The organism is Rhodoglobus sp. G.S.23, assembly GCF_056675935.1.
On record NZ_CM155237.1, the window covers coordinates 1468211 to 1486527 of the forward strand.

The following is an 18317-nucleotide window of genomic DNA, read 5'->3' on the forward strand; positions in this document are numbered from 1 at the left end:
GTTCAGGTGCGATTGAGCGCTAGCGCACGCGAAGCGTGTACATTCCCACTGCGCTGGCGGCAGCGACATTGAGCGAATCCACGCCATGCATCATGGGAATCTTAACAACGCTGTCCGCAGCTTCGATGGTTTGTCGCGATAGACCATCACCTTCGGTTCCGAGAATGAGGGCGACTCGCTCTGGCGCGTTCGCGGCGAATGTATCAAGATCGATGGAATCGTCGCTCAGCGCAAGCGCTGCGAGGTGAAAGCCCGCTGTTTGGAGTATCGCGGCATCCGCTGGCCAGTTGTCCAGCCGGGTCCATGGCACCTGGAGAACAGTTCCCATGCTGACCCGCACGCTACGGCGATAGAAGGGATCTGCACAGCGGGGGGTGATGAGAACGGCATCGGCGCCCAGAGCGGCAGCCGAGCGGAACACCGCACCAACATTGGTGTGATCGACGATGTCTTCAAGAATGACGATGCGGCGGGCACCCTCGATCAGTTCTGAAACGGATCGCAATCGCGGTCGGTGCATCGATGCCAGCGCGCCGCGGTGCAGATTGAAGCCAGTCAATTGTTCCAACAATGCGGACTCCCCCACATAAACCGGGGTTTCTGAGTCACCGAGCAGTTCAGCTACATCGTCGAGCCACTGTTCGAGCACGAGCACCGCGCGAGGAATGTGTCCTGCCCGCAAAGCTCGGGAGATGACCTTCGACGACTCGGCAATGTACAAGCCGCCCTCGGGTTCGGTGCGGCGCCGGAGCGCAACATCGGTGAGGTTAGCGAAATCACTCAGTCGCGGATCAGAGAGTTCGGTAACCCGGATGACATTCACTGTGTGTTCCCAACTACGCGAATTTGAGGCAAGGATGTCTCGACTCGGCTTTTGTGCTGTTAGCAGTGTCTACGCTGGAGGTGTGCAGACACAAAACGCCAGCAACGAAATTGATCGTGCTGCGGAGCTTCTGGATGGAAAACTGATCAGCGTTCTCACCGGCGCCGGCATCAGTACCGATTCCGGTATACCCGATTATCGCGGCGAGGGCGCCGCGGTGCGTAATCCGATGACCTTCCAGCAATTCCAGAGCGCCGAAGACTTTCGCAAACGGTACTGGGCCGGAAGTCACCTGGGCTGGAAACGCTTTGCAGCATCCGCTCCCAACGATGGACACTTGGCTCTGGCTGAGTTTGAACGGCGTGGGCTGAGCAACGGCGTTATTACCCAAAATGTTGACGGGTTGCACCTGCAAGCCGGTTCAGGACGAGTTGTGGATGTTCATGGCAGCGTTGACAGAGCGCGGTGCCTTCGCTGTGGGCAATATTTCGCTCGCGTTCCTCTCGCTCAGCGCATTGAGCAGCTCAATCCTTGGCTGGAACAGTCTGAAGTCAACCGGCTGAATCCTGACGGCGATGCGGAGGTGCAGGAGGTCGAGGCTTTCGTGGTTCCTGACTGCACTGTCTGCGGCGGAATGCTGAAACCTGACGTTGTCTTCTTCGGCGAATTCGTTCCGCCACGAAAGTTTCAGCTTGCTTCGTCGCTCGTGGACCAGTCGGAGGCGCTCATCGTCGCGGGTTCGTCGCTGGTTGTGAATTCTGGAATTCGCTTGGTGGAGCGTGCGCTTCGCAAGCAGATCCCGCTCATCATCATCAATCGCGGCATAACAAAGGCAGATCGACGGGCCGACGTTAAGCTGGACGGCGGAGCATCCGTCATTTTGAGCAGTTTGCTCGATCGTCTGGGTACATAAGTAATTGAGCGCTGCACGAGCATGAGTTAGTGAGTGCCATCGATGGGAGTCCTGTGTTCATCTACCTAGTACGTCACGGCGAAACGGATTGGAATCGCCAGCGGCGCATTCAGGGCAGTAGCGACATACCCCTGAATGACACGGGGAGAGCTCAGGCGAAGGCAACGGGTGAGCTTCTGGCGAGACGTAACTGGGATGGCATCTTTGCCAGCCCACTCTCCCGCGCGATGGAGACCGCTCAAATCATTGCCGCGGAAACGAGTTTGGCTGAGCCGATCCCGCTTCCAGCGGTTGTCGAACGTAATTATGGTGACGCCGAAGGTCGCACGGATAGCGAAGTTGATGCTCTTTATCCGGGAAATACTGAAGTACCCGGCCGTGAACCGCGGCAAGCGGTAATTGACCGCGCACTTCCCGCCCTCGTGCAACTTGCTGAAGCCAATCACGGAAAGTCAGTGATCGTCGTCGTACATGGTGGAGTGATTGCGTCCATTCTGGCAGCGGTGGCACCTGAGCGACCGCGTTCACCCATCGTCAACGGATCGGTACACAGCTTTCGCCACGACGATGGATCTCTCTATCTGGTGAACTTTGATGACCCTATCGAAGCCGAATCAGAGACCACAGGCGGAGATCCATTTGACACGCAGAATGTACTGGCGCGTCGGGAGTCGTCAACACACTAGAGCGTGAGCTACCAGCTCACTCATCCAATCACTTGCGTGACTGCGTGCGAGCTTCCACTGCGTCGCGCAATACCCGCGAGAGTGCAGCTGCACCCTTAGCCCACGTGAATTCGGCGGAACGAGTACGCGCCAGTGTTGAGCGCGACTGCCAGACTGCAGGGTCTTCAAGAGCGTGCACCTCACGGACAAGTTCTGCTGGGTCATCCGGGTCAAAGAAGCCGCCCGCGGCCCCGGAGATCTCACGAAAGATCGGAATGTCGCTCAGCAACACTGGAGTGCCGAGAACCATCGCCTCGACCTGTGGTAGTCCGAAGCCCTCGTCCCGCGATGCAGAAACAAGCGCAGTGGCCCGTGACAGGGTCTCGGCGTACACTTCGTCGCTCGCCCCATTGTGAAAAATGAGCGAGGATTCGGGAGCAAGCGCAGCTAACCGGGCCTTCACGTCGTCATCAGCGCGACTCATGAGATGCAGGGTGTACCCGGGCAAGTCGTGAAGCGCACGCGCGATGAGTTCCACGTTTTTGTATGGCATATAGGAGCCCATATAAACGAGCTCTCGCGAGGTGGGGGCGGTGCGCACGGCAGACTGCTGAGCGCTGTCAGTTCCTAAAGTCACCACAGAGATCGGTCGTGTGGTGAGTCGATGCTCAAGCATCTGATCGCGAGTCGTCTCGGAGTCTGTGACGTGCGCATCCGCACGGTTCAGTAGTGCACGCTGGAACGCCCAGGTGAGGTGATAGATACGCCACATTGCCCGAACCGGCCACGGCAGATTGCGGGGCGGCGTTGGATGCTTGTAGTAGATCAAATCGTGCACCGTCGTGACGAGAGCGTACTTGCGCCCGAACGGTCCCATGGTTTGCATCGGTGTGAATACAACATCCGGCCCGAGCTTATTGACCTGAAGCGCGACTAATGGTTCCCGAGCGCTTGTCGGTGAGCTCACCAGCTCCCACGGAAGGTCGGGCAAAAGTTCGAGCTGGCGCTTGTCAGAGATCAGCATCGTTACGGGGTGCAGCTTGTTCAATTCCTCAACCAGCCGTGAACCATAGCGACTGATACCGTCATGTCGGCCGATGCGCGTGTAGCGGCAATCAAAAACAATTTTCACTTGGTTGACTCCGCAACTGTTCCTGTATTGAGGAACGAAACAATTAATTCGGCGGCTTCGCGTGGCCGTTCGTAGTGGATGAGATGGCCAACATTGTCGAAAAGTTCGAGTCGGGCATCCGGAATCACATCCACCAGCCGCTCTTGCGCTGGAACAGGACTAATCGGATCGTTGCGTGCACCAATCAGCAAGGTTGGCATCAAAATCTGCTCTGCAAACATGCTGACGTCTGAGCCGATCGATGCTTCAAACCCCTCAAGCAGGCCGTCACGATTCGCGTAACTACTAAAGTACGCGTGATGCTGTTGATGTACCCAGCGGCGAAGTTCGGCGTCATGCGTCTTTACCATCGCAAGACTCATCACCCTCACGACAAGCCAATTGCTGAGCAGCGGTGCACCCAGGGCGAGGGGAAGTGATCGTGCCAAGCGGTAGAGGCCGAGAGTGATTTTACTGAGCACGGCATTAGGGCCGGCGAGGGCAGGCGCCGCGATTGGGTTCACGAGAATCAGTTGCGGTGTTGTAAGTCCGCGAGCTATTGCCGCCGCGACGACAATAGAACCAAATGAGTGGCCGAGCAGCACTGCGCGACCACTGAGTCCCAAAGATCCGATGAACGCGTCGAGCCACATTGCATAACCCGTGATGTCGTGGGCGTGCCCGTTGAGCGGCGCAGAGTCACCAAACCCGGGAAGGTCGGGGCTGACGATGCGGATGCCGCGAAGGTGTGCACACACCGCCTCGAGTCCGTGGTGGTCCCCCCGAAAACCGTGAACAAGAACGAGTACAGTCTCCGCATCTGCTGGCCCGTACTCCCAGTAGTGGGTTGTTGCGCCGAGCACGTCGATAGTGGAGTGTCTCGAAGGGTTAGCGGCGAGTAGTTCTCCGTACGGCGATGCGGGTCTCATTCACACAATTCTAGGCAGTCGCCGAGTGGTTGCTCGCATCTGACGTGTCGCGCGTCGAGAACGCTGCCCAAGCGATGGATCACCGCGAGCCGCGTTCCTGCTGTCAGTGCTCCGGCATACGCTGAGATCATGAGCAACTCGGGAACCCTAGCCACTTTCGATCTTGAGACGACTGGCGTTGATGTTGAAACCAGCCGCATCGTTTCAGCCTGTATTGCCATCGTCGATTCTTCAGGTCGCGTACTGTCACGCTGGGATTGGCTTGCCGACCCCGGAATTGAAATTCCCGAAGGTGCTGCCGCAATTCACGGTATCTCAACTGAGCGAGCACGGGCCGAGGGTCGCGATGCCTCCATCGTTGTTGCCGAGATCGTACAAACTCTGAAAGTGACCTGTGGTCTCGGCATCCCGCTCGTGGTCTACAACGCGCCGTATGACCTTTCACTACTTGATCGGGAGTGCCGTCGTTATTCGATCGACCCGCTGCCCGAACCCTATGTCGTCATTGATCCTTTAGTGATTGACAAGGCAGTGGATCGCTACCGTCGTGGAAAGCGCACCCTTGAGGTAACATCGGGGTTGTACGGCGTAGTGCTCGACGATGCCCATGATGCTGGCTCGGATGCAATTGCTGCCGCACGCGTGGCCCAAGCCCTGTTGGTGAAATTCACCGAGGAGCTGAGCATTCCGTTCGCCGAACTTCACGCTCGTCAACGCCAGTGGTACTCCGACCAGGCAGCCAGTTTTCAGGACTACATGCGCTCGTCCAAGGGCGACCATGATTTCGTCGCCAACGGCGAATGGCCCGTCCGCTCGTTCCCGCAGTAGCAGCTACTTCTTCGTAGGTCGGCTGCAACAGAGGTGCCTCGCCAGTTTCTCGACGCGGTCGCCAGTGGTGACGCTGGCGCAATTGGCAGCGGAAGTCGCTGTTAACGACTGAAGGCGACCGGAATACCGGTCGCCTTCAGTGAAACTGGAGTGTTACTAGTTGCCGAAGCCCTTGTAACGGTTCTTGAACTTCTCAACGCGCCCGGCGGAGTCCATGATGCGCTGCTTGCCCGTGTAGAACGGGTGCGACTCAGAGGAGATTTCAACGTCGATCACCGGGTAGGTGGTGCCGTCTTCCCACTCGATCGTCTTCTCGCTCGTCACTGTTGAACGGGTGAGGAACGTTGAGCCCGACGCGAGGTCGCGAAAAACGATGGGCATGTATGTGGGGTGGGTCTCGGACTTCATTGGATTTCCCTGGGTTCTGGATTAAGTGCTGAGTTCTGGACTACATAAAAGACGTAGGCGGTCACGCGGACCGACACACAAGCCTATCAGAGGTTTAGGTGGCCCGCGCCGTGTAGCGGCCCGAGTCTTTTGTGATGATCAGCTCAAGCCCAAAGGCTGCGCTCAAGTTCTCTGACGTAACAACATCGTCAATCTTACCGGCGCTATGCACTGTTCCGTCGGTGATAATCAGCGCGTGCGTAAATCCCTGAGGAATCTCTTCGACGTGGTGCGTAACCATGACGATTGCTGGTGCGCTTTCTGCCTTCGCATAGCCACTCAGTAATTGCACGAGTTCTTCGCGAGCACCGAGGTCAAGGCTTGCGGCAGGTTCATCCAGCAGAAGCAGCTCTGGGTCAGTCATGACTGAGCGCGCAATTTGTACACGCTTCTGTTCGCCATCGCTCAGATCTCCAAAGCGGCGGTCTTCGAGGTGCGAAAGGCTCCACTCGGCGAGAACTCTCCGGGCACGGCGAATGTCAACCTTCTCGTACTGCTCGTTCCAGCGGCCGGTAACCGAATACGCAGCAGTGAGAACGACGTCGATTACCCGCTCGCTGTTGGGCACGCGACGAGCCAGTGCCGTCGATGCGAACCCGATTCGGGGACGTACATCGAACACATCGGCCGACCCGAGCGTGCTCTCAAGCACGACGACTTCACCCGAACTGGGATGAATCTGGGCGGCAGCCAACTGCAACAGGGTGGTCTTGCCTGCACCATTTGGCCCCAGAATCACCCACCGATCGGATGCCTCTGCGCTCCACGAAATCGAGTCGAGAATTGTGGTGCCGTTGCGAGTAACGGATACATCAGAAAAAGAGAGGACACTAGCCATGATCCCCTATCCTATTCGCTCTGACCCTCTCGCGGGGCAGCCACTCGACTGATCCCGATAGTCTGGAACGCGGTGCTGCAAGGTTCCGACACATTACGACCGAAGCTGTGGCACGAAAGGCTCAACTTGTGGCTAAATTTCTCGTTGTTCTCGATGTAGATTCCACTCTGATCGAGAACGAGGTTATCGAGTTGCTCGCCGCCCATGCGGGCTCCGAAACCGAGGTTACGGACATTACAACTCGTGCCATGAATGGTGAACTCGACTTTGAGCAGAGCTTGCGTGCGCGAGTGGCAACGTTGGCTGGGCTTGATGAATCAGTGGTGGCAGACTGCGGTCGCGACATCCGAATCACTCACGGTGCTGAGGAAATGATCGCTGCGGTCATTGCGGCCGGAGGAAATGTCGCCGCCGTATCCGGTGGATTTCATGAGCTGCTCGATCCAATCGCGAAAAAGCTTGGCTTGGCCTACGCACGCGCCAACCGACTTGAAGTAGTTGGCGGCAAGCTCACGGGCAACGTTCTTGGCCCCGTTATCGATGCCCAGGCAAAAGCGGATGCGCTTCATGAATGGGCAGCAGCGACAGGCACTCCCCTCTCGGCAACCATCGCTGTCGGCGATGGAGCTAATGACTTGCTCATGATGAGCGCGGCAGCACTCTCGCTGGGGATCACCGCTAAACCGATCGTGCGCGCCAATGCTGATGTTCACATCGATACGCGGGATCTGAGCGTAATTTTGCCGCTATTAGGCCTCCGCGGATAGTCAGCGCGGACCGCGTGTGCGGCTGCGCTCTTCTAGTGGCCCATTCCGAGACCGCCATCGACCGGAATGATGGCTCCAGAAATGTAAGCGGCATCGTCGCTAGCGAGCCACGTAATTGCTCGGGCGACCTCTTGAGGCTGGGCGAAGCGACTTGCCGGGATCTGTTTGAGGTACGCATCCTGCTGTTCAGCCGGCAGCGCAGCCGTCATATCGGTCTCTATGAATCCGGGAGAAACGACGTTGGCAGTGATACCCCGACTGCCTAATTCCCGCGTCACTGAGCGAGCAAGACCAATGAGTCCACTCTTCGACGCTGAGTAATTGACCTGACCAGCAGAACCGAGAAGACCTACGACACTCGAAACAAGAATGATGCGCCCAAACCGTGCTTTCATCATGCCCTTGGATGCGCGCTTGACCACCCGGAACGCACCGGAGAGGTTGGTGTCGATCACTTGAGTAAAGTCGTCATCGCTCATACGCATCAAGAGCATGTCACGCGTAATCCCTGCATTCGCTACTACGACTTCAACCGGACCAAGTTGTGCTTCGACTTCAGTGAATGCAGCATCAATGCTCGCCGGATCGGTAACGTCGGCGATCACAGTGAGCGTGCCTTCCGGTCCGGACCCCGTACGCGCAGTCACGGCGACTCTGTGCCCCTGAGCAACAAACTCTTCGGCAATAGCCCGGCCAATACCGCGATTGCCGCCGGTAACAAGAACGATCCGTGATGGAGATGCTGTGGTGCTCATGGTTCCCAGCATATAGTCGCGAACAGCGGCGTAGGCTTAGGTCTACCTTCCTCGATACCTAAGAAAGCCCATGACCAGTCCTGAGTCGATTACCTCGCTCCCTGAACGACCCGATGACGAGCGCCATCGACGCATGGTCAATTACTCGATCGCTATGGCGATCCGAGTTGTCTGTGTTCTCTTGTGCGTCTTCGTTCGGGGCTGGTGGCTCGTACTTCCGATTCTCGGTGCGGTCGTCTTGCCCTACATCGCCGTTGTCCTGGCGAACGTTAATTCGAGTCGATCCGGCTCGATTAATACGCCAGGTCAATTCGCCATTGGCTCGATCAACTCCTCGAGCGATTCGAACTCGTCAGACGAGGCAGCTCGTTGATCGGAGAGAACGGCCCAGTAACCTCGCAGTGCTCACGAGCAGGATGTTTGTTGGATGCTCGCTGGAACGTCAATTGGCGCAACCCCCGCATCCACGGTCTTGAGAGGGTCAAGATTTGGTTGGCGTGTGACGAACATGTCGACTACCTCAATCATTACCTCAGCACTCGAGGCTTTCCTGTTGTGGTTAGCGAGCTTGCACATCCTGCAACCGTTGTACCGGATGGTGCATCACAGTGAAAAAGTGGCGCTTCGCGTTCTCACAGAGGTGGTTTGGCTACCTGGCTTTAGTTGTCGCATTTGCGATTGGTTGCGTGTTTCTCTCGCATTGGCAGTTTGACCGCCGCGAAGAAGCCGCGGCTGAAGTCGCTCGAGTCAGCGAGAACTGGGATGCGGCGCCTCAACAACTCGACAGTCTGATGCCGGAACTCGCTGATTTTGATATCGACAATAAGTGGATGTCTGTGGCGGTCAGCGGTCAGTACTTGGAGAACGAACAACTGTTGGTTCGCGGGCGCCCGTATTCCGGTCAGCCCGGTTTCGAGATCCTTGTGCCGTTCAAGCTTGAGAGCGGCCGTGTCATCATCGTCGATCGAGGTTGGGTTCCTGCGGGTAATAGCCAAGATTCACCGGATGCCGTGCCGACTCCCCCATCGGGCGCAATCGATATTGTGGTCCGCCTCAAACCCGGTGAGCCCACCGTTCAGGGTCGGTCAGCACCTGCTGGCCAAGTCGCAACGATTCACTTACCAACGATCGCGAACCTTCTAGACGAAGAAACGTATATCGGCGGGTACGGCCTTCTTGCCTCTGAGTCCCCCAGCGTCGCTGAAATGCCGATTGCCTATCCGAAACCGCTTCTGGATGAAGGCGCTCACCTGTCGTATGCGTTTCAGTGGGTAGCTTTTGGAGTTCTGGCCTTTATCGGGCTCGGCTGGGCGGTCCGGCAGGAGTACCGTCTCATCAATGAAGCGGATCCTGCGGAACGCGAGCGTGCTGACAAACGCAAACGAAAAGCGGAAGACCGCGGCCCAACGGATGCCGAGATCGAAGACGCGATTCTCGACGCCTAGCTAGCCTCGTAGGCGTGTCGTACCTGAAGTCTGGATGACGAAGCTCGGCCGAGCAATGCTACGCCAGCGAGATGAGGTCCGCGTAGTCCTTATTCCAGTGGTCTTCGATTCCGTCAGGCAGAATCAGAACGCGTTCGGGGTTAAGGGCCTGGACGGCACCCTCATCGTGGCTCACAAGCACAACGGCGCCCTTGTAGTTCGACAGCGCGCCCAAGATTTCCTCGCGGCTCGCGGGGTCAAGGTTGTTGGTGGGCTCATCGAGAAGAAGTACGTTTGCGCCACTGACAACGATCATGGCCAGTGCGAGTCTGGTTTTCTCTCCACCAGAGAGAACGCCAGCAAGCTTTGCTGAGTCATCACCGGTGAACAGGAATGAACCGAGAACCCGGCGGGCTTCCATCTCCGTAATGTGAGGAGACGACGACACCATGTTTTCGAGAACCGAACGCTTAACGTCGATTGTCTCGTGCTCCTGGGCGTAGTAACCGATGCGAAGGCCGTGGCCAGGCTCAATATGCCCGGTGTCTGGTTTGTCGACGCCGGCGAGCATCCGCAACAACGTGGTCTTTCCTGCACCGTTGAAGCCCAGGATTACTACTTTCGAGCCGCGGTCGATCGCGAGATCGACGGATGCGAAGATTTCAAGCGAGCCGTAGCTCTTGCTGAGGTTGTAGCCCATGAGCGGCGTACGACCGCAGGGCGCTGGGTCGGGGAAACGGAGTGCGGCAACCCGATCGTTGGCGCGCACGTCATCGAGACCGGCAAGCAATTTTTCTGCTCGAGCAACCATCTGGTGGGCAGAAGCAGCCTTTGACGCTTTTGCACCGAATTTAGCGGCCTGAGCTTGCAGCGTGCTCGCCTTCTTCTCTGCGTTGGCGCGTTCCTTTCGGCGACGCTCTTCGTCAGACTGGCGCTGGCGAAGGTAATGCTTCCAGCCCATGTTGTATTGATCGATTTGCTGCCGGTTGGCATCCAAGTAAAAGACCTTGTTCACGGTGTCTTCGACGAGCTCAACATCGTGGCTAATCACGATCAAACCGCCACCGAAGTTCTTCAAGAATTCTCGAAGCCACACAACCGAATCGGCGTCGAGGTGGTTTGTTGGTTCGTCAAGAAGCATCGTGTCTGCGCCCGAGAATAGAATCCGCGCGAGCTCGATGCGGCGACGCTGTCCGCCGGAAAGCGTAGACAGCTGTTGATCGAGAATGTGATCCGGCAGGCTCAAGTTGCTCGCGATCGATGCCGCTTCGGCTTCAGCCGCATACCCCCCTAGGGATAAGAAGCGGTCATCCAACTTGCCGTATCGATCCATGGCGGCAGCGCTGATTTCTGGATCGCTGCTTCCCATCTCGTCTTGAGCTTGGCGCATCTTCAGCACGATGCTGCCGAGCCCTCTGGCGTCAAGAATGCGAGTACGCGCGAGATCTTCAGGGTTTCCGGAGCGGGGGTCCTGCGGCAAGTAGCCGATCTCCCCGGTACGTTCGATTGATCCGTCGGTGGACTCAAGTTCTCCGGCAAGCGTTTTCGTGAGGGTTGTCTTGCCGGCACCGTTTCGCCCGACCAGCCCGATTTTGTCGCCGCGATCGACTCTGAAATTGACGCCCTGCATCAGCATGCGTGCGCCAACGCGCAACTCGAGATCATGCACAGCAAGCACGGCAAAACATCCAAATCTTGGGGGTTGGGGTTAGTGGGCGACAGCACCAACCAACTAGTCTACTTCCTAGCGTTGGCTGCACAGTGCAGTCAGAATTTTACTGATCCGGAGCGCTCCGCTATGAGCAAGAAACCCGTCAGGTTACCCGCAACCATAATCGATCAAGTTTTCGGTCAGAATTTCGTGTCCAGCGTGACCTTCATTGTCGCGGGTGCGGCGCTTACCGCAATCTTGGCACAGTTCGTCGTGCCGCTAGATCCGGTGCCCCTCACGGCTCAAACACTCGCTGTACTACTGGTCGGAATGGCTCTGGGAGCTCTCCGCGGTGCTCTTGCCATGGTTGTGTATGTGGGTCTAGGAGCAATAGGCTTGCCCATCTTCAGCGGCGGCGAGGCAGGAATCACGGTACTCACAGGACCAACAGGTGGGTACCTCATTGGCTATGTATTTTGCGCGGCAATCGCTGGACTCTTCGCCGAGCGGCAATGGGACCGAACCTTTATTCGCGCGCTAGTCGGAGCGAGTCTCGCAATTGCCGTCACATTCATTTGCGGGCTGATAGGTCTGGCTGTCGCGTTCCACGCTAGAGGGCAGTCGACATCGATCTCTAGCCTTATCGAAGTCGGACTCACCCCGTTCTTACTGGGTGCCGCTACCAAGATCATCTTGGCCGCAGCCATACTCTCCGTAACCTGGAGTGCAGTGCTGCGGCACAGTGCGGTCGAACCGGTTTCCCGCTAGCGAAGCAGCGAACTAGATCGAGAATCCCAGCGCGCGCATCATGTCACGCCCGTCATCGGTGATCTTTTCTGGGCCCCACGGCGGCATCCAGACCCAATTGATACGGAACGCTTCAACAACGTTGTCCAGAGATTGTGCAATCTGCTCTTCAATTACGTCGGTCAAGGGACAACCAGCGGAAGTCAACGTCATGCTGATGATGAGCGCATTGTTCTCGGGATCCCAACTCAAATCGTAGATCAGGCCAAGATCAACAATATTGACGCCAAGCTCGGGATCGACGACGTCCTTTAGCGCCTCTTCGACCTCGTCGAAGAGTGCGGGAGCCAAAACAGTAGACATGGCTTTAGGCTACGCTCGTGTCGGTCAAAAATCGATCATAGCCTTCGTTTTCAAGGCGATCTGCAAGCTCAGGACCACCCTGCTCGGCCACTCGACCATCAACGAACACGTGCACGAAATCAGGCTTGATGTATCGCAAGATACGAGTGTAATGAGTGATCAGCAGCAAGCCGAGACCTGTTGACTCGTGTGCGCGATTGACGCCCTCAGAGACAATCTTGAGTGCGTCTACGTCGAGTCCCGAATCAGTCTCGTCGAGAATCGCGAATTGTGGCTTGAGAAGCTCCAACTGCAGAATCTCGTTGCGCTTCTTCTCTCCGCCGGAGAATCCCTCGTTCACGTTACGGTCAGAGAACGCCTTGTCCATCCGGAGTGCCTTCATCGAGGCGTTGACCTCTTTGATCCACGGCCGAAGTGCAGGAGCCTCACCGCTGAGAGCGGTCTTGGCGGTGCGAAGGAAGTCGGCGACCTTGACTCCGGGAATCTCTACTGGGTACTGCATAGCCAAGAAAAGCCCAGCGCGAGCACGAGCATCGATGCTCATATCGAGCACTTCTTCTCCATCGAGAGTGACAGATCCGCTCTCGACGTGGTACTTGGGGTGGCCCGCAATCGTATAAGCCAGAGTGGACTTTCCCGAACCGTTGGGCCCCATGATCGCGTGGATTTCTCCCTGCTTGATCGTGAGGTTGACACCCTTCAGGATGTTCTTGGTGCCCTGCTCAGTTTCAACGCTGACGTGCAAGTCTTTGACTGACAATACTGACATTTATTTCTTTCCTTAATGGTCTCGTGAGGAGGGCGTTTAGCCCTCGATGGCGACGGTGTCTTCTGGGTCGATGTGAACCCCGCCATCGTCGTCGATCTTCACTACAAAGACCGGTACAGGTTCATAGGCTGGCAAGCTCAGCGGCTTACCAGTATCGAGCGAAAACAGTGAACCGTGAGCCCAGCACTCGATCGCCCCGTCTTCGACAAAGCCTTCGGCTAGAGAAATATCTCCATGCGTACAGGTATCGCCAATGGCGTGAACTACGCCGGCCGAATCTTTAACAATCGCGATGGCAGTGCCATCTAGATCAACACGGTAGGCCTTGTTCGGCTCAAGTTCGTCGATTCCGCACACTCGCTGAGCGGTCATGAGAGAGTGCCTTCCAGCTCAGCTTCAATCGCCGAATGCAGACGCGCTTCAAGCGCGCCGTCGCCGACCTTCTGGACGATTTCCGTGAGGAATCCGATGACGACCAGACGTCGCGCCTCGGCTTCGGAGATACCTCGAGCTTGGAGATAGAAGAGCTGCTCGTCGTCGAACCGTCCGGTTGCACTGGCGTGCCCGGCACCCTGGATGTCGCCAGTTTCGATTTCCAAGTTGGGAATCGAGTCAGCGCGTGTTCCTTCAGTGAGAACGAGGTTGCGGTTCTGCTCGTAACTGTCGGTGCCAGCACCCTCACTGCCGATAAGAACGTCGCCGACCCACACGGTGCGTGCTCCCTCTCCCTGAAGCGCACCCTTATAGTTCACGCGGCCGCGCGTGTGCGCTGCTTGGTGATGCAGGTAAACGCGCTGTTCGAGGTGCTGACCCTTGTCGGCAAAGTACAGACCGTTGAGTTCGCCATCCGACCCTTCTCCTGAGAGATGAACCGAGGGGTTGACTCGAACGACCTTGCCGCCAAGCGACACGATTGTGTGTTTGAGGTAGGCATCACGGCCGACTTGCGCAAAGTGACTTGCCAAGTGAATCGCTTCGTCGTTCCAGTCTTGAACGCTAACCACATTGAGCTTGGCGCCCTCCTCGACAACAATTTCGACGTTCTCGCTCAGAAGCGCAGCTCCGGACGACTCAACGATGATCGTGCTGTTGCTGTGAGGGCGAGCAGTGATAACAATGTGCCCAGCGCGGGCATCAGTGCCGAGTTCAGTGCGAGTCAGGCGAAGCGTCACGTGTTCTTCGCTAGTAACCGTGATTGCTAGCGCTTGCTCGAAACTTGTCCAAGCATTGGCAGATGCGCGCTCTTCTGGAGCACCCGCTGATGCGATGCGTTTGTCGTCTCTGGCGACCCATTCGACGACAACGCCATCGGGCACCTCCGCGTCAAACGGATAGTTCCCACCGTTGAGGGTGTCATCAAGCAAAGGCTTAATGAGTTTCACCGGTGAGAGCTTCCAGTCCGCTTCGATCCCTGTTACGGGGGCGAAATCGGCGTGTTCGAACGACTTAGGTCGTGCGGAACGCGTTTGAACGGGAACGAAGTTCTTATCTTCGGCATCCCATCCACCATCGCTATGAGCTTTGAGTCCGTGTTGTTCTGGTGTAACGACGGTCATTTAGCCGACGGATCCTTCCATGCTCAGTTCAATGAGCTTATTGAGTTCGAAGGCGTACTCCATGGGCAGTTCGCGTGCGATGGGCTCGATGAATCCTCGAACAATCATCGCCATCGCTTCGTCCTCTTCCATTCCCCGAGACTGCAGGTAGAAGAGTTGTTCAGCGCTCACCTTGGAAACCGTAGCCTCGTGCCCGAGCTGCACGTCATCCACACGGATGTCGATTGCCGGGTAGGTGTCCGATCGAGAAATTGTGTCAACCAAGAGAGCGTCGCAGCGCACAGTATTTGCCGAGTGATGAGCTTTCTCGTCTACTCGGACCTCTCCGCGGTAGCCGGCGCGACCTCCGCCTCGAGCCACTGACTTCGAAACAATTGACGAGGTCGTGTATGGGGCCATGTGAATCATTTTGGCGCCAGCGTCTTGATGCTGACCGGGGCCCGCGAACGCGACCGAGAGGGTTTCGCCCTTGGCGTGCTCGCCGACGAGGTAGATCGACGGGTACTTCATCGTGACCTTTGAACCGATGTTTCCATCAATCCACTCCATAGTTGCGCCTTCGTGCGCGATCGCACGCTTGGTCACCAGGTTGTAGACGTTGTTGGACCAGTTTTGGATCGTTGTGTAGCGAACGCGAGCGTTCTTCTTCACGATAATTTCCACCACGGCCGAGTGCAGCGAATCCGACTTATAGATCGGCGCGGTGCAACCCTCGATGTAGTGAACGTATGAGCCCTCATCCGCAATGATTAGCGTGCGCTCAAACTGGCCCATGTTCTCCGTATTGATCCGGAAGTAGGCCTGCAACGGAATCTCTACGTGGACGCCCTTGGGAACGTAAACGAACGAGCCACCAGACCACACAGCGGTGTTCAGCGCGGCAAATTTGTTGTCGCCAGCGGGAATCACTGATCCGAAATACTCGTCAAAGAACTCGGGGTGCTCGCGCAGCGCCGTATCAGTGTCCATGAAGATGACACCCTTAGCTTCAAGTTCAGCGTTGATTGAGTGGAAGACAACTTCAGACTCGTACTGTGCGGCTACGCCAGAGACAAGACGATTACGCTCCGCCTCGGGAATACCCAACTTCTCATACGTGTCACGAATATCGGCAGGAAGGTCTTCCCACGTCTGGGCTTGCTTTTCCGTGGAACGAACAAAGTATTTAATGTTGTCAAAGTCGATGCCCGAGAGGTCTGCGCCCCACTTCGGCATCGGTTTGCGACCGAAGAGCTCAAGGCCTTTTAGGCGTTTCTTGAGCATCGATTCTGGTTCGTTTTTCAGCGTTGAGATGTCGCGGACGACCTCTTCGTTGATGCCTCGTCGTGCAGAGGCTCCTGCAACGTCGGAGTCAGCCCAGCCGAACTCATACTGGCCCATGCCACTGAGTTCCGGACGATCAATAAGCACGTCGGACATTGGTACCTCTTTTCCTGCCCCTATCAACCAAGGTGGCTGTGTTGGCATTCCTTCGCACAGCAGATTGCCGGGAATATTTCGTGAGTTGCGCGTGCACTGTGTCACAACACAGTGCGGGCGAACTTAGACTGAAACAGGACAAGCAAGGCATTACCTCGCTGTCATCATTGACTTCCCGGCATGGGCTGTGTTCCTGAACGCAATCCATTCTACAGGCAGAAGCTCGAAATAACAGGAGGTACGGCCGTGAACGCCGTCATCGCACGATTACCCCAGTTCGTCAGCACGCGAGTTCGCTTTTTCGCAGTGACATCTCTCGTCATTCAGATTCTGATTGTCGCAACGGGAGGGGCTGTTCGCCTCACAGGTTCAGGACTCGGATGCCCGACCTGGCCACTCTGCACCGATGCGTCCCTCATCGCGACGCCAGAGATGGGAGTGCACGGTGCAATCGAGTTCGGAAACCGCCTGTTGTCGATCATTGTCGGCTTTGTCGCCATCCTTATGGTCCTGATGCTCATCCGGCTTCGTCGCGAGCGTCGCGATCTGATGACCCTTGCACTGGTCATTCTCGGTGGAACGGTTCTTCAAGGACTGATTGGTGGGCTATCCGTTCGCGTTCAACTGGATCCGAGCGTCGTTGGCGTTCACTTTGCCATATCGGCAATTCTGGTCGCAGTCAGTGCTGCCTTGGTCTACCGAGTATGGATGGGCCCCCGAGGTGACCGTCTCCTTGTCTCGCGTCCGATCGCTCTCCTGACCCACGTAACGAGCCTCTTTGTTGCTTTGACAATCATCGCGGGCATCCTTACTACGGGGGCAGGACCTCACGCTGGTGATGACGGCTCCGCTCGCAACGGCCTAGATGCGAGCATCCTGCAGCACGTGCATAGCTGGCCAGGCTACGCGCTGCTGGCAACCACGCTCGCGCTCGTTATCATGCTTGCCATCGACGGTCATCGTCGAATCATGAACTTTGCGATCATCCTGCTCGTCCTCGAAGCTGTGCAGGCCGTCGTCGGTATCGTTCAGTCCCGCACCGGATTGCCGATCGCACTTGTCGGCAGCCATATGATCATCGCGTGCACGATAGCTGCGGCAATGACCGTAGTAGTGCTCTCGTTGCGGAGTTCGAACCCGCAAGCCACACAGTCCGCACCTGCTCACGAGGAGCTAGCGGCTAGGTGAGCTAGCGACCAGTGACGTTGCGAGGTTAGCCGCTCTTAGAACGGAAGAAGTGGGTCGATACCGACCGCGAGGAACACCAGCGTCAGGTAGCTGATTGAGCTATGGAAGACCCGCATCGCTTTAACTTCGCCGTGGCGGATTGCCGTTGAATACAAACGGTGAGACTCGATGATGAACCACGCGCCGCTGCCTGCGGCAACCACGGTGTAGACAATCCCCATGTCAGCGACGGGTACCAGCAGTAGCGAACAAACGACGGTTGCCCAGGCGTACAAGATGACTTGGAGCCCGACTGCTGCGCGGCCACGAACTACCGCGAGCATTGGTACGCCGACAGATTGGTACTCTGCCCGGTATTTCATCGACAGCGGCCAGTAGTGCGGAGGCGTCCAGAGAAATACAACGGCGAAAAGCACAATCGACGCCCACGAGAGATCACCGGTGACTGCTGCCCATCCGATGAGCACGGGCATGCACCCTGCAATTCCGCCCCAAATAATATTCTGAGGGGTGCGACGCTTCAGCAGCAGGGTATACACGAAGACGTAGAAGAGAATGGCAAAGAGCGACAGTCCCGCCGCAAGCCAGTTAGTCAAGACGCCAAGCCAGAGAACCGACCCAGCTCCCGTTACCCACGCAAACACAAGAGCCTCGCGGTCGCTTAACTCGCCGGTAACCAACGGACGGTTCTTCGTACGAGCCATCACACGGTCGATATCGCGATCGATGTAACAGTTGAAGGCGTTTGCTGATGACGCACTGAGAATTCCGCCAACCAGCGTCGCCAACACGAGCCACAGGTTGGGAATGCCGTTAGCAGCAAGCACCATCACCGGAACCGTCGTTACAAGCAGGAGTTCGATAACTCGCGGTTTTGTTAGTGCGACATACGCGCGTGTCTTACGGAGGATGCCGATGCGTTCGTGCTGCGTACGGGCTTCTAAAGTGACATCCATACCCACGATTCTAAACCGCTGAAGCGATTGCGCTGACCGTCACCGTAGCAAGGCGCCGTTCACCTGCTCTGTTCCCTATACTTGGGATGCCCGCCTCTCGGTGACGAGGTCCGTGTTCTGCGTTCGCGTAGTTGCGACAACCCACTGAGCGAGCCAAAGATGTCGCGT

22 protein-coding genes are annotated in these 18317 nt (G+C 57.0%); 9 read left to right on the forward strand and 13 right to left on the reverse strand.

Annotated elements, in window-relative coordinates; genetic code table 11:
* Nucleotides 1-19 precede the first annotated feature (19 nt).
* A complete protein-coding gene (locus AC1ENN_RS07060; protein WP_449646658.1) occupies nucleotides 20-823 on the reverse strand; it encodes a TrmH family RNA methyltransferase in 804 nt (267 codons plus the stop codon).
* An 82-nt stretch (nucleotides 824-905) separates the two neighbouring features.
* Between AC1ENN_RS07060 and AC1ENN_RS07065 the strand changes: the two genes are divergently transcribed.
* The gene (locus tag AC1ENN_RS07065; RefSeq protein ID WP_449646659.1) at nucleotides 906-1736 is read left to right on the forward strand and encodes a Sir2 family NAD-dependent protein deacetylase; all 831 of its coding nucleotides are present in this window, start codon (nucleotides 906-908) and stop codon (nucleotides 1734-1736) included.
* Nucleotides 1737-1765: 29 nt separating this feature from the next.
* Nucleotides 1766-2422, forward strand: a complete 657-nt coding sequence (locus AC1ENN_RS07070; protein WP_449646660.1) for a histidine phosphatase family protein — start codon at nucleotides 1766-1768, stop codon at nucleotides 2420-2422.
* 28 nt (nucleotides 2423-2450) lie between these two features.
* On the opposite strand, the gene AC1ENN_RS07075 is transcribed toward AC1ENN_RS07070, so the two are convergent.
* Both AC1ENN_RS07075 and AC1ENN_RS07080 read right to left on the reverse strand, forming a co-directional pair.
* The gene (locus AC1ENN_RS07075; protein WP_449646661.1) at nucleotides 2451-3533 is read right to left on the reverse strand and encodes a glycosyltransferase family 4 protein; all 1083 of its coding nucleotides are present in this window, start codon (nucleotides 3531-3533) and stop codon (nucleotides 2451-2453) included.
* A complete protein-coding gene (locus tag AC1ENN_RS07080; protein ID WP_449646662.1) occupies nucleotides 3530-4441 on the reverse strand; it encodes an alpha/beta fold hydrolase in 912 nt (303 codons plus the stop codon). Before AC1ENN_RS07080 ends, AC1ENN_RS07075 begins: the two co-directional genes overlap by 4 nt.
* 129 nt (nucleotides 4442-4570) lie before the next feature.
* Between AC1ENN_RS07080 and AC1ENN_RS07085 the strand changes: the two genes are divergently transcribed.
* Nucleotides 4571-5269: a 3'-5' exonuclease gene (locus AC1ENN_RS07085; RefSeq protein WP_449646663.1), complete on the forward strand. Its 699-nt coding sequence runs from the start codon at nucleotides 4571-4573 to the stop codon at nucleotides 5267-5269.
* Between the two features lie 156 nt (nucleotides 5270-5425).
* On the opposite strand, the gene AC1ENN_RS07090 is transcribed toward AC1ENN_RS07085, so the two are convergent.
* Nucleotides 5426-5677 (reverse strand): type B 50S ribosomal protein L31, encoded by a 252-nt coding sequence (locus tag AC1ENN_RS07090; protein WP_010202510.1) that lies wholly within the window; start codon nucleotides 5675-5677, stop codon nucleotides 5426-5428.
* Between the two features lie 94 nt (nucleotides 5678-5771).
* Nucleotides 5772-6554, reverse strand: a complete 783-nt coding sequence (locus tag AC1ENN_RS07095; RefSeq protein ID WP_449646664.1) for an ABC transporter ATP-binding protein — start codon at nucleotides 6552-6554, stop codon at nucleotides 5772-5774.
* Nucleotides 6555-6682: 128 nt separating this feature from the next.
* Between AC1ENN_RS07095 and serB the strand changes: the two genes are divergently transcribed.
* Entirely contained in the window at nucleotides 6683-7321 is a 639-nt protein-coding gene (gene serB / locus AC1ENN_RS07100; protein ID WP_449646665.1) for a phosphoserine phosphatase SerB, read from the forward strand.
* A gap of 32 nt (nucleotides 7322-7353) precedes the next feature.
* On the opposite strand, the gene AC1ENN_RS07105 is transcribed toward serB, so the two are convergent.
* Nucleotides 7354-8076, reverse strand: a complete 723-nt coding sequence (locus AC1ENN_RS07105) for a beta-ketoacyl-ACP reductase (RefSeq protein ID WP_480405741.1) — start codon at nucleotides 8074-8076, stop codon at nucleotides 7354-7356.
* 70 nt (nucleotides 8077-8146) lie between these two features.
* Here AC1ENN_RS07105 and AC1ENN_RS07110 point away from each other — a divergent pair, with 70 nt between their 5' ends.
* Genes AC1ENN_RS07110 through AC1ENN_RS07120 form a run of 3 tightly spaced genes read left to right on the forward strand, consistent with a single transcriptional unit; the run spans nucleotide 8147 to nucleotide 9521 of the window.
* A complete protein-coding gene (locus AC1ENN_RS07110) occupies nucleotides 8147-8449 on the forward strand; it encodes a DUF3099 domain-containing protein (protein WP_449646667.1) in 303 nt (100 codons plus the stop codon).
* Nucleotides 8446-8688 (forward strand): hypothetical protein, encoded by a 243-nt coding sequence (locus AC1ENN_RS07115; RefSeq protein ID WP_480405742.1) that lies wholly within the window; start codon nucleotides 8446-8448, stop codon nucleotides 8686-8688. Before AC1ENN_RS07110 ends, AC1ENN_RS07115 begins: the two co-directional genes overlap by 4 nt.
* Nucleotides 8685-9521, forward strand: a complete 837-nt coding sequence (locus tag AC1ENN_RS07120) for an SURF1 family cytochrome oxidase biogenesis protein (protein ID WP_449646669.1) — start codon at nucleotides 8685-8687, stop codon at nucleotides 9519-9521. The genes AC1ENN_RS07115 and AC1ENN_RS07120 overlap by 4 nt, the downstream gene beginning before the upstream one ends.
* Nucleotides 9522-9579: 58 nt before the next feature.
* On the opposite strand, the gene AC1ENN_RS07125 is transcribed toward AC1ENN_RS07120, so the two are convergent.
* A complete protein-coding gene (locus tag AC1ENN_RS07125; RefSeq protein ID WP_449646670.1) occupies nucleotides 9580-11178 on the reverse strand; it encodes an ABC-F family ATP-binding cassette domain-containing protein in 1599 nt (532 codons plus the stop codon).
* Nucleotides 11179-11298: 120 nt separating this feature from the next.
* Here AC1ENN_RS07125 and AC1ENN_RS07130 point away from each other — a divergent pair, with 120 nt between their 5' ends.
* Nucleotides 11299-11919, forward strand: a complete 621-nt coding sequence (locus AC1ENN_RS07130; RefSeq protein ID WP_449646671.1) for a biotin transporter BioY — start codon at nucleotides 11299-11301, stop codon at nucleotides 11917-11919.
* Between the two features lie 12 nt (nucleotides 11920-11931).
* Here AC1ENN_RS07130 and AC1ENN_RS07135 read toward each other — a convergent pair whose 3' ends face one another.
* The 5 genes from AC1ENN_RS07135 to sufB are packed head-to-tail and all read right to left on the reverse strand — an operon-like array spanning nucleotide 11932 to nucleotide 16005.
* A complete protein-coding gene (locus tag AC1ENN_RS07135; protein ID WP_100388990.1) occupies nucleotides 11932-12261 on the reverse strand; it encodes a metal-sulfur cluster assembly factor in 330 nt (109 codons plus the stop codon).
* Between the two features lie 4 nt (nucleotides 12262-12265).
* Nucleotides 12266-13030, reverse strand: coding sequence for a Fe-S cluster assembly ATPase SufC (gene sufC / locus AC1ENN_RS07140; RefSeq protein ID WP_449646672.1), 765 nt, complete (start codon nucleotides 13028-13030; stop codon nucleotides 12266-12268).
* A gap of 36 nt (nucleotides 13031-13066) precedes the next feature.
* Nucleotides 13067-13402, reverse strand: a complete 336-nt coding sequence (locus AC1ENN_RS07145) for a non-heme iron oxygenase ferredoxin subunit (RefSeq protein ID WP_449646673.1) — start codon at nucleotides 13400-13402, stop codon at nucleotides 13067-13069.
* Entirely contained in the window at nucleotides 13399-14586 is a 1188-nt protein-coding gene (sufD, locus tag AC1ENN_RS07150) for a Fe-S cluster assembly protein SufD (protein WP_449646674.1), read from the reverse strand. Before sufD ends, AC1ENN_RS07145 begins: the two co-directional genes overlap by 4 nt.
* On the reverse strand, nucleotides 14587-16005 hold the full coding sequence (sufB, locus tag AC1ENN_RS07155) for a Fe-S cluster assembly protein SufB (protein WP_449646675.1): 1419 nt from the start codon (nucleotides 16003-16005) through the stop codon (nucleotides 14587-14589). It abuts the gene before it with no gap.
* 246 nt (nucleotides 16006-16251) lie between these two features.
* Here sufB and AC1ENN_RS07160 point away from each other — a divergent pair, with 246 nt between their 5' ends.
* Complete coding sequence (locus AC1ENN_RS07160) at nucleotides 16252-17193, forward strand: COX15/CtaA family protein (protein WP_480405743.1); 942 nt, start codon at nucleotides 16252-16254, stop codon at nucleotides 17191-17193.
* 35 nt (nucleotides 17194-17228) lie between these two features.
* On the opposite strand, the gene AC1ENN_RS07165 is transcribed toward AC1ENN_RS07160, so the two are convergent.
* The gene (locus AC1ENN_RS07165; protein ID WP_449646677.1) at nucleotides 17229-18149 is read right to left on the reverse strand and encodes a heme o synthase; all 921 of its coding nucleotides are present in this window, start codon (nucleotides 18147-18149) and stop codon (nucleotides 17229-17231) included.
* Nucleotides 18150-18317 lie beyond the last annotated feature (168 nt).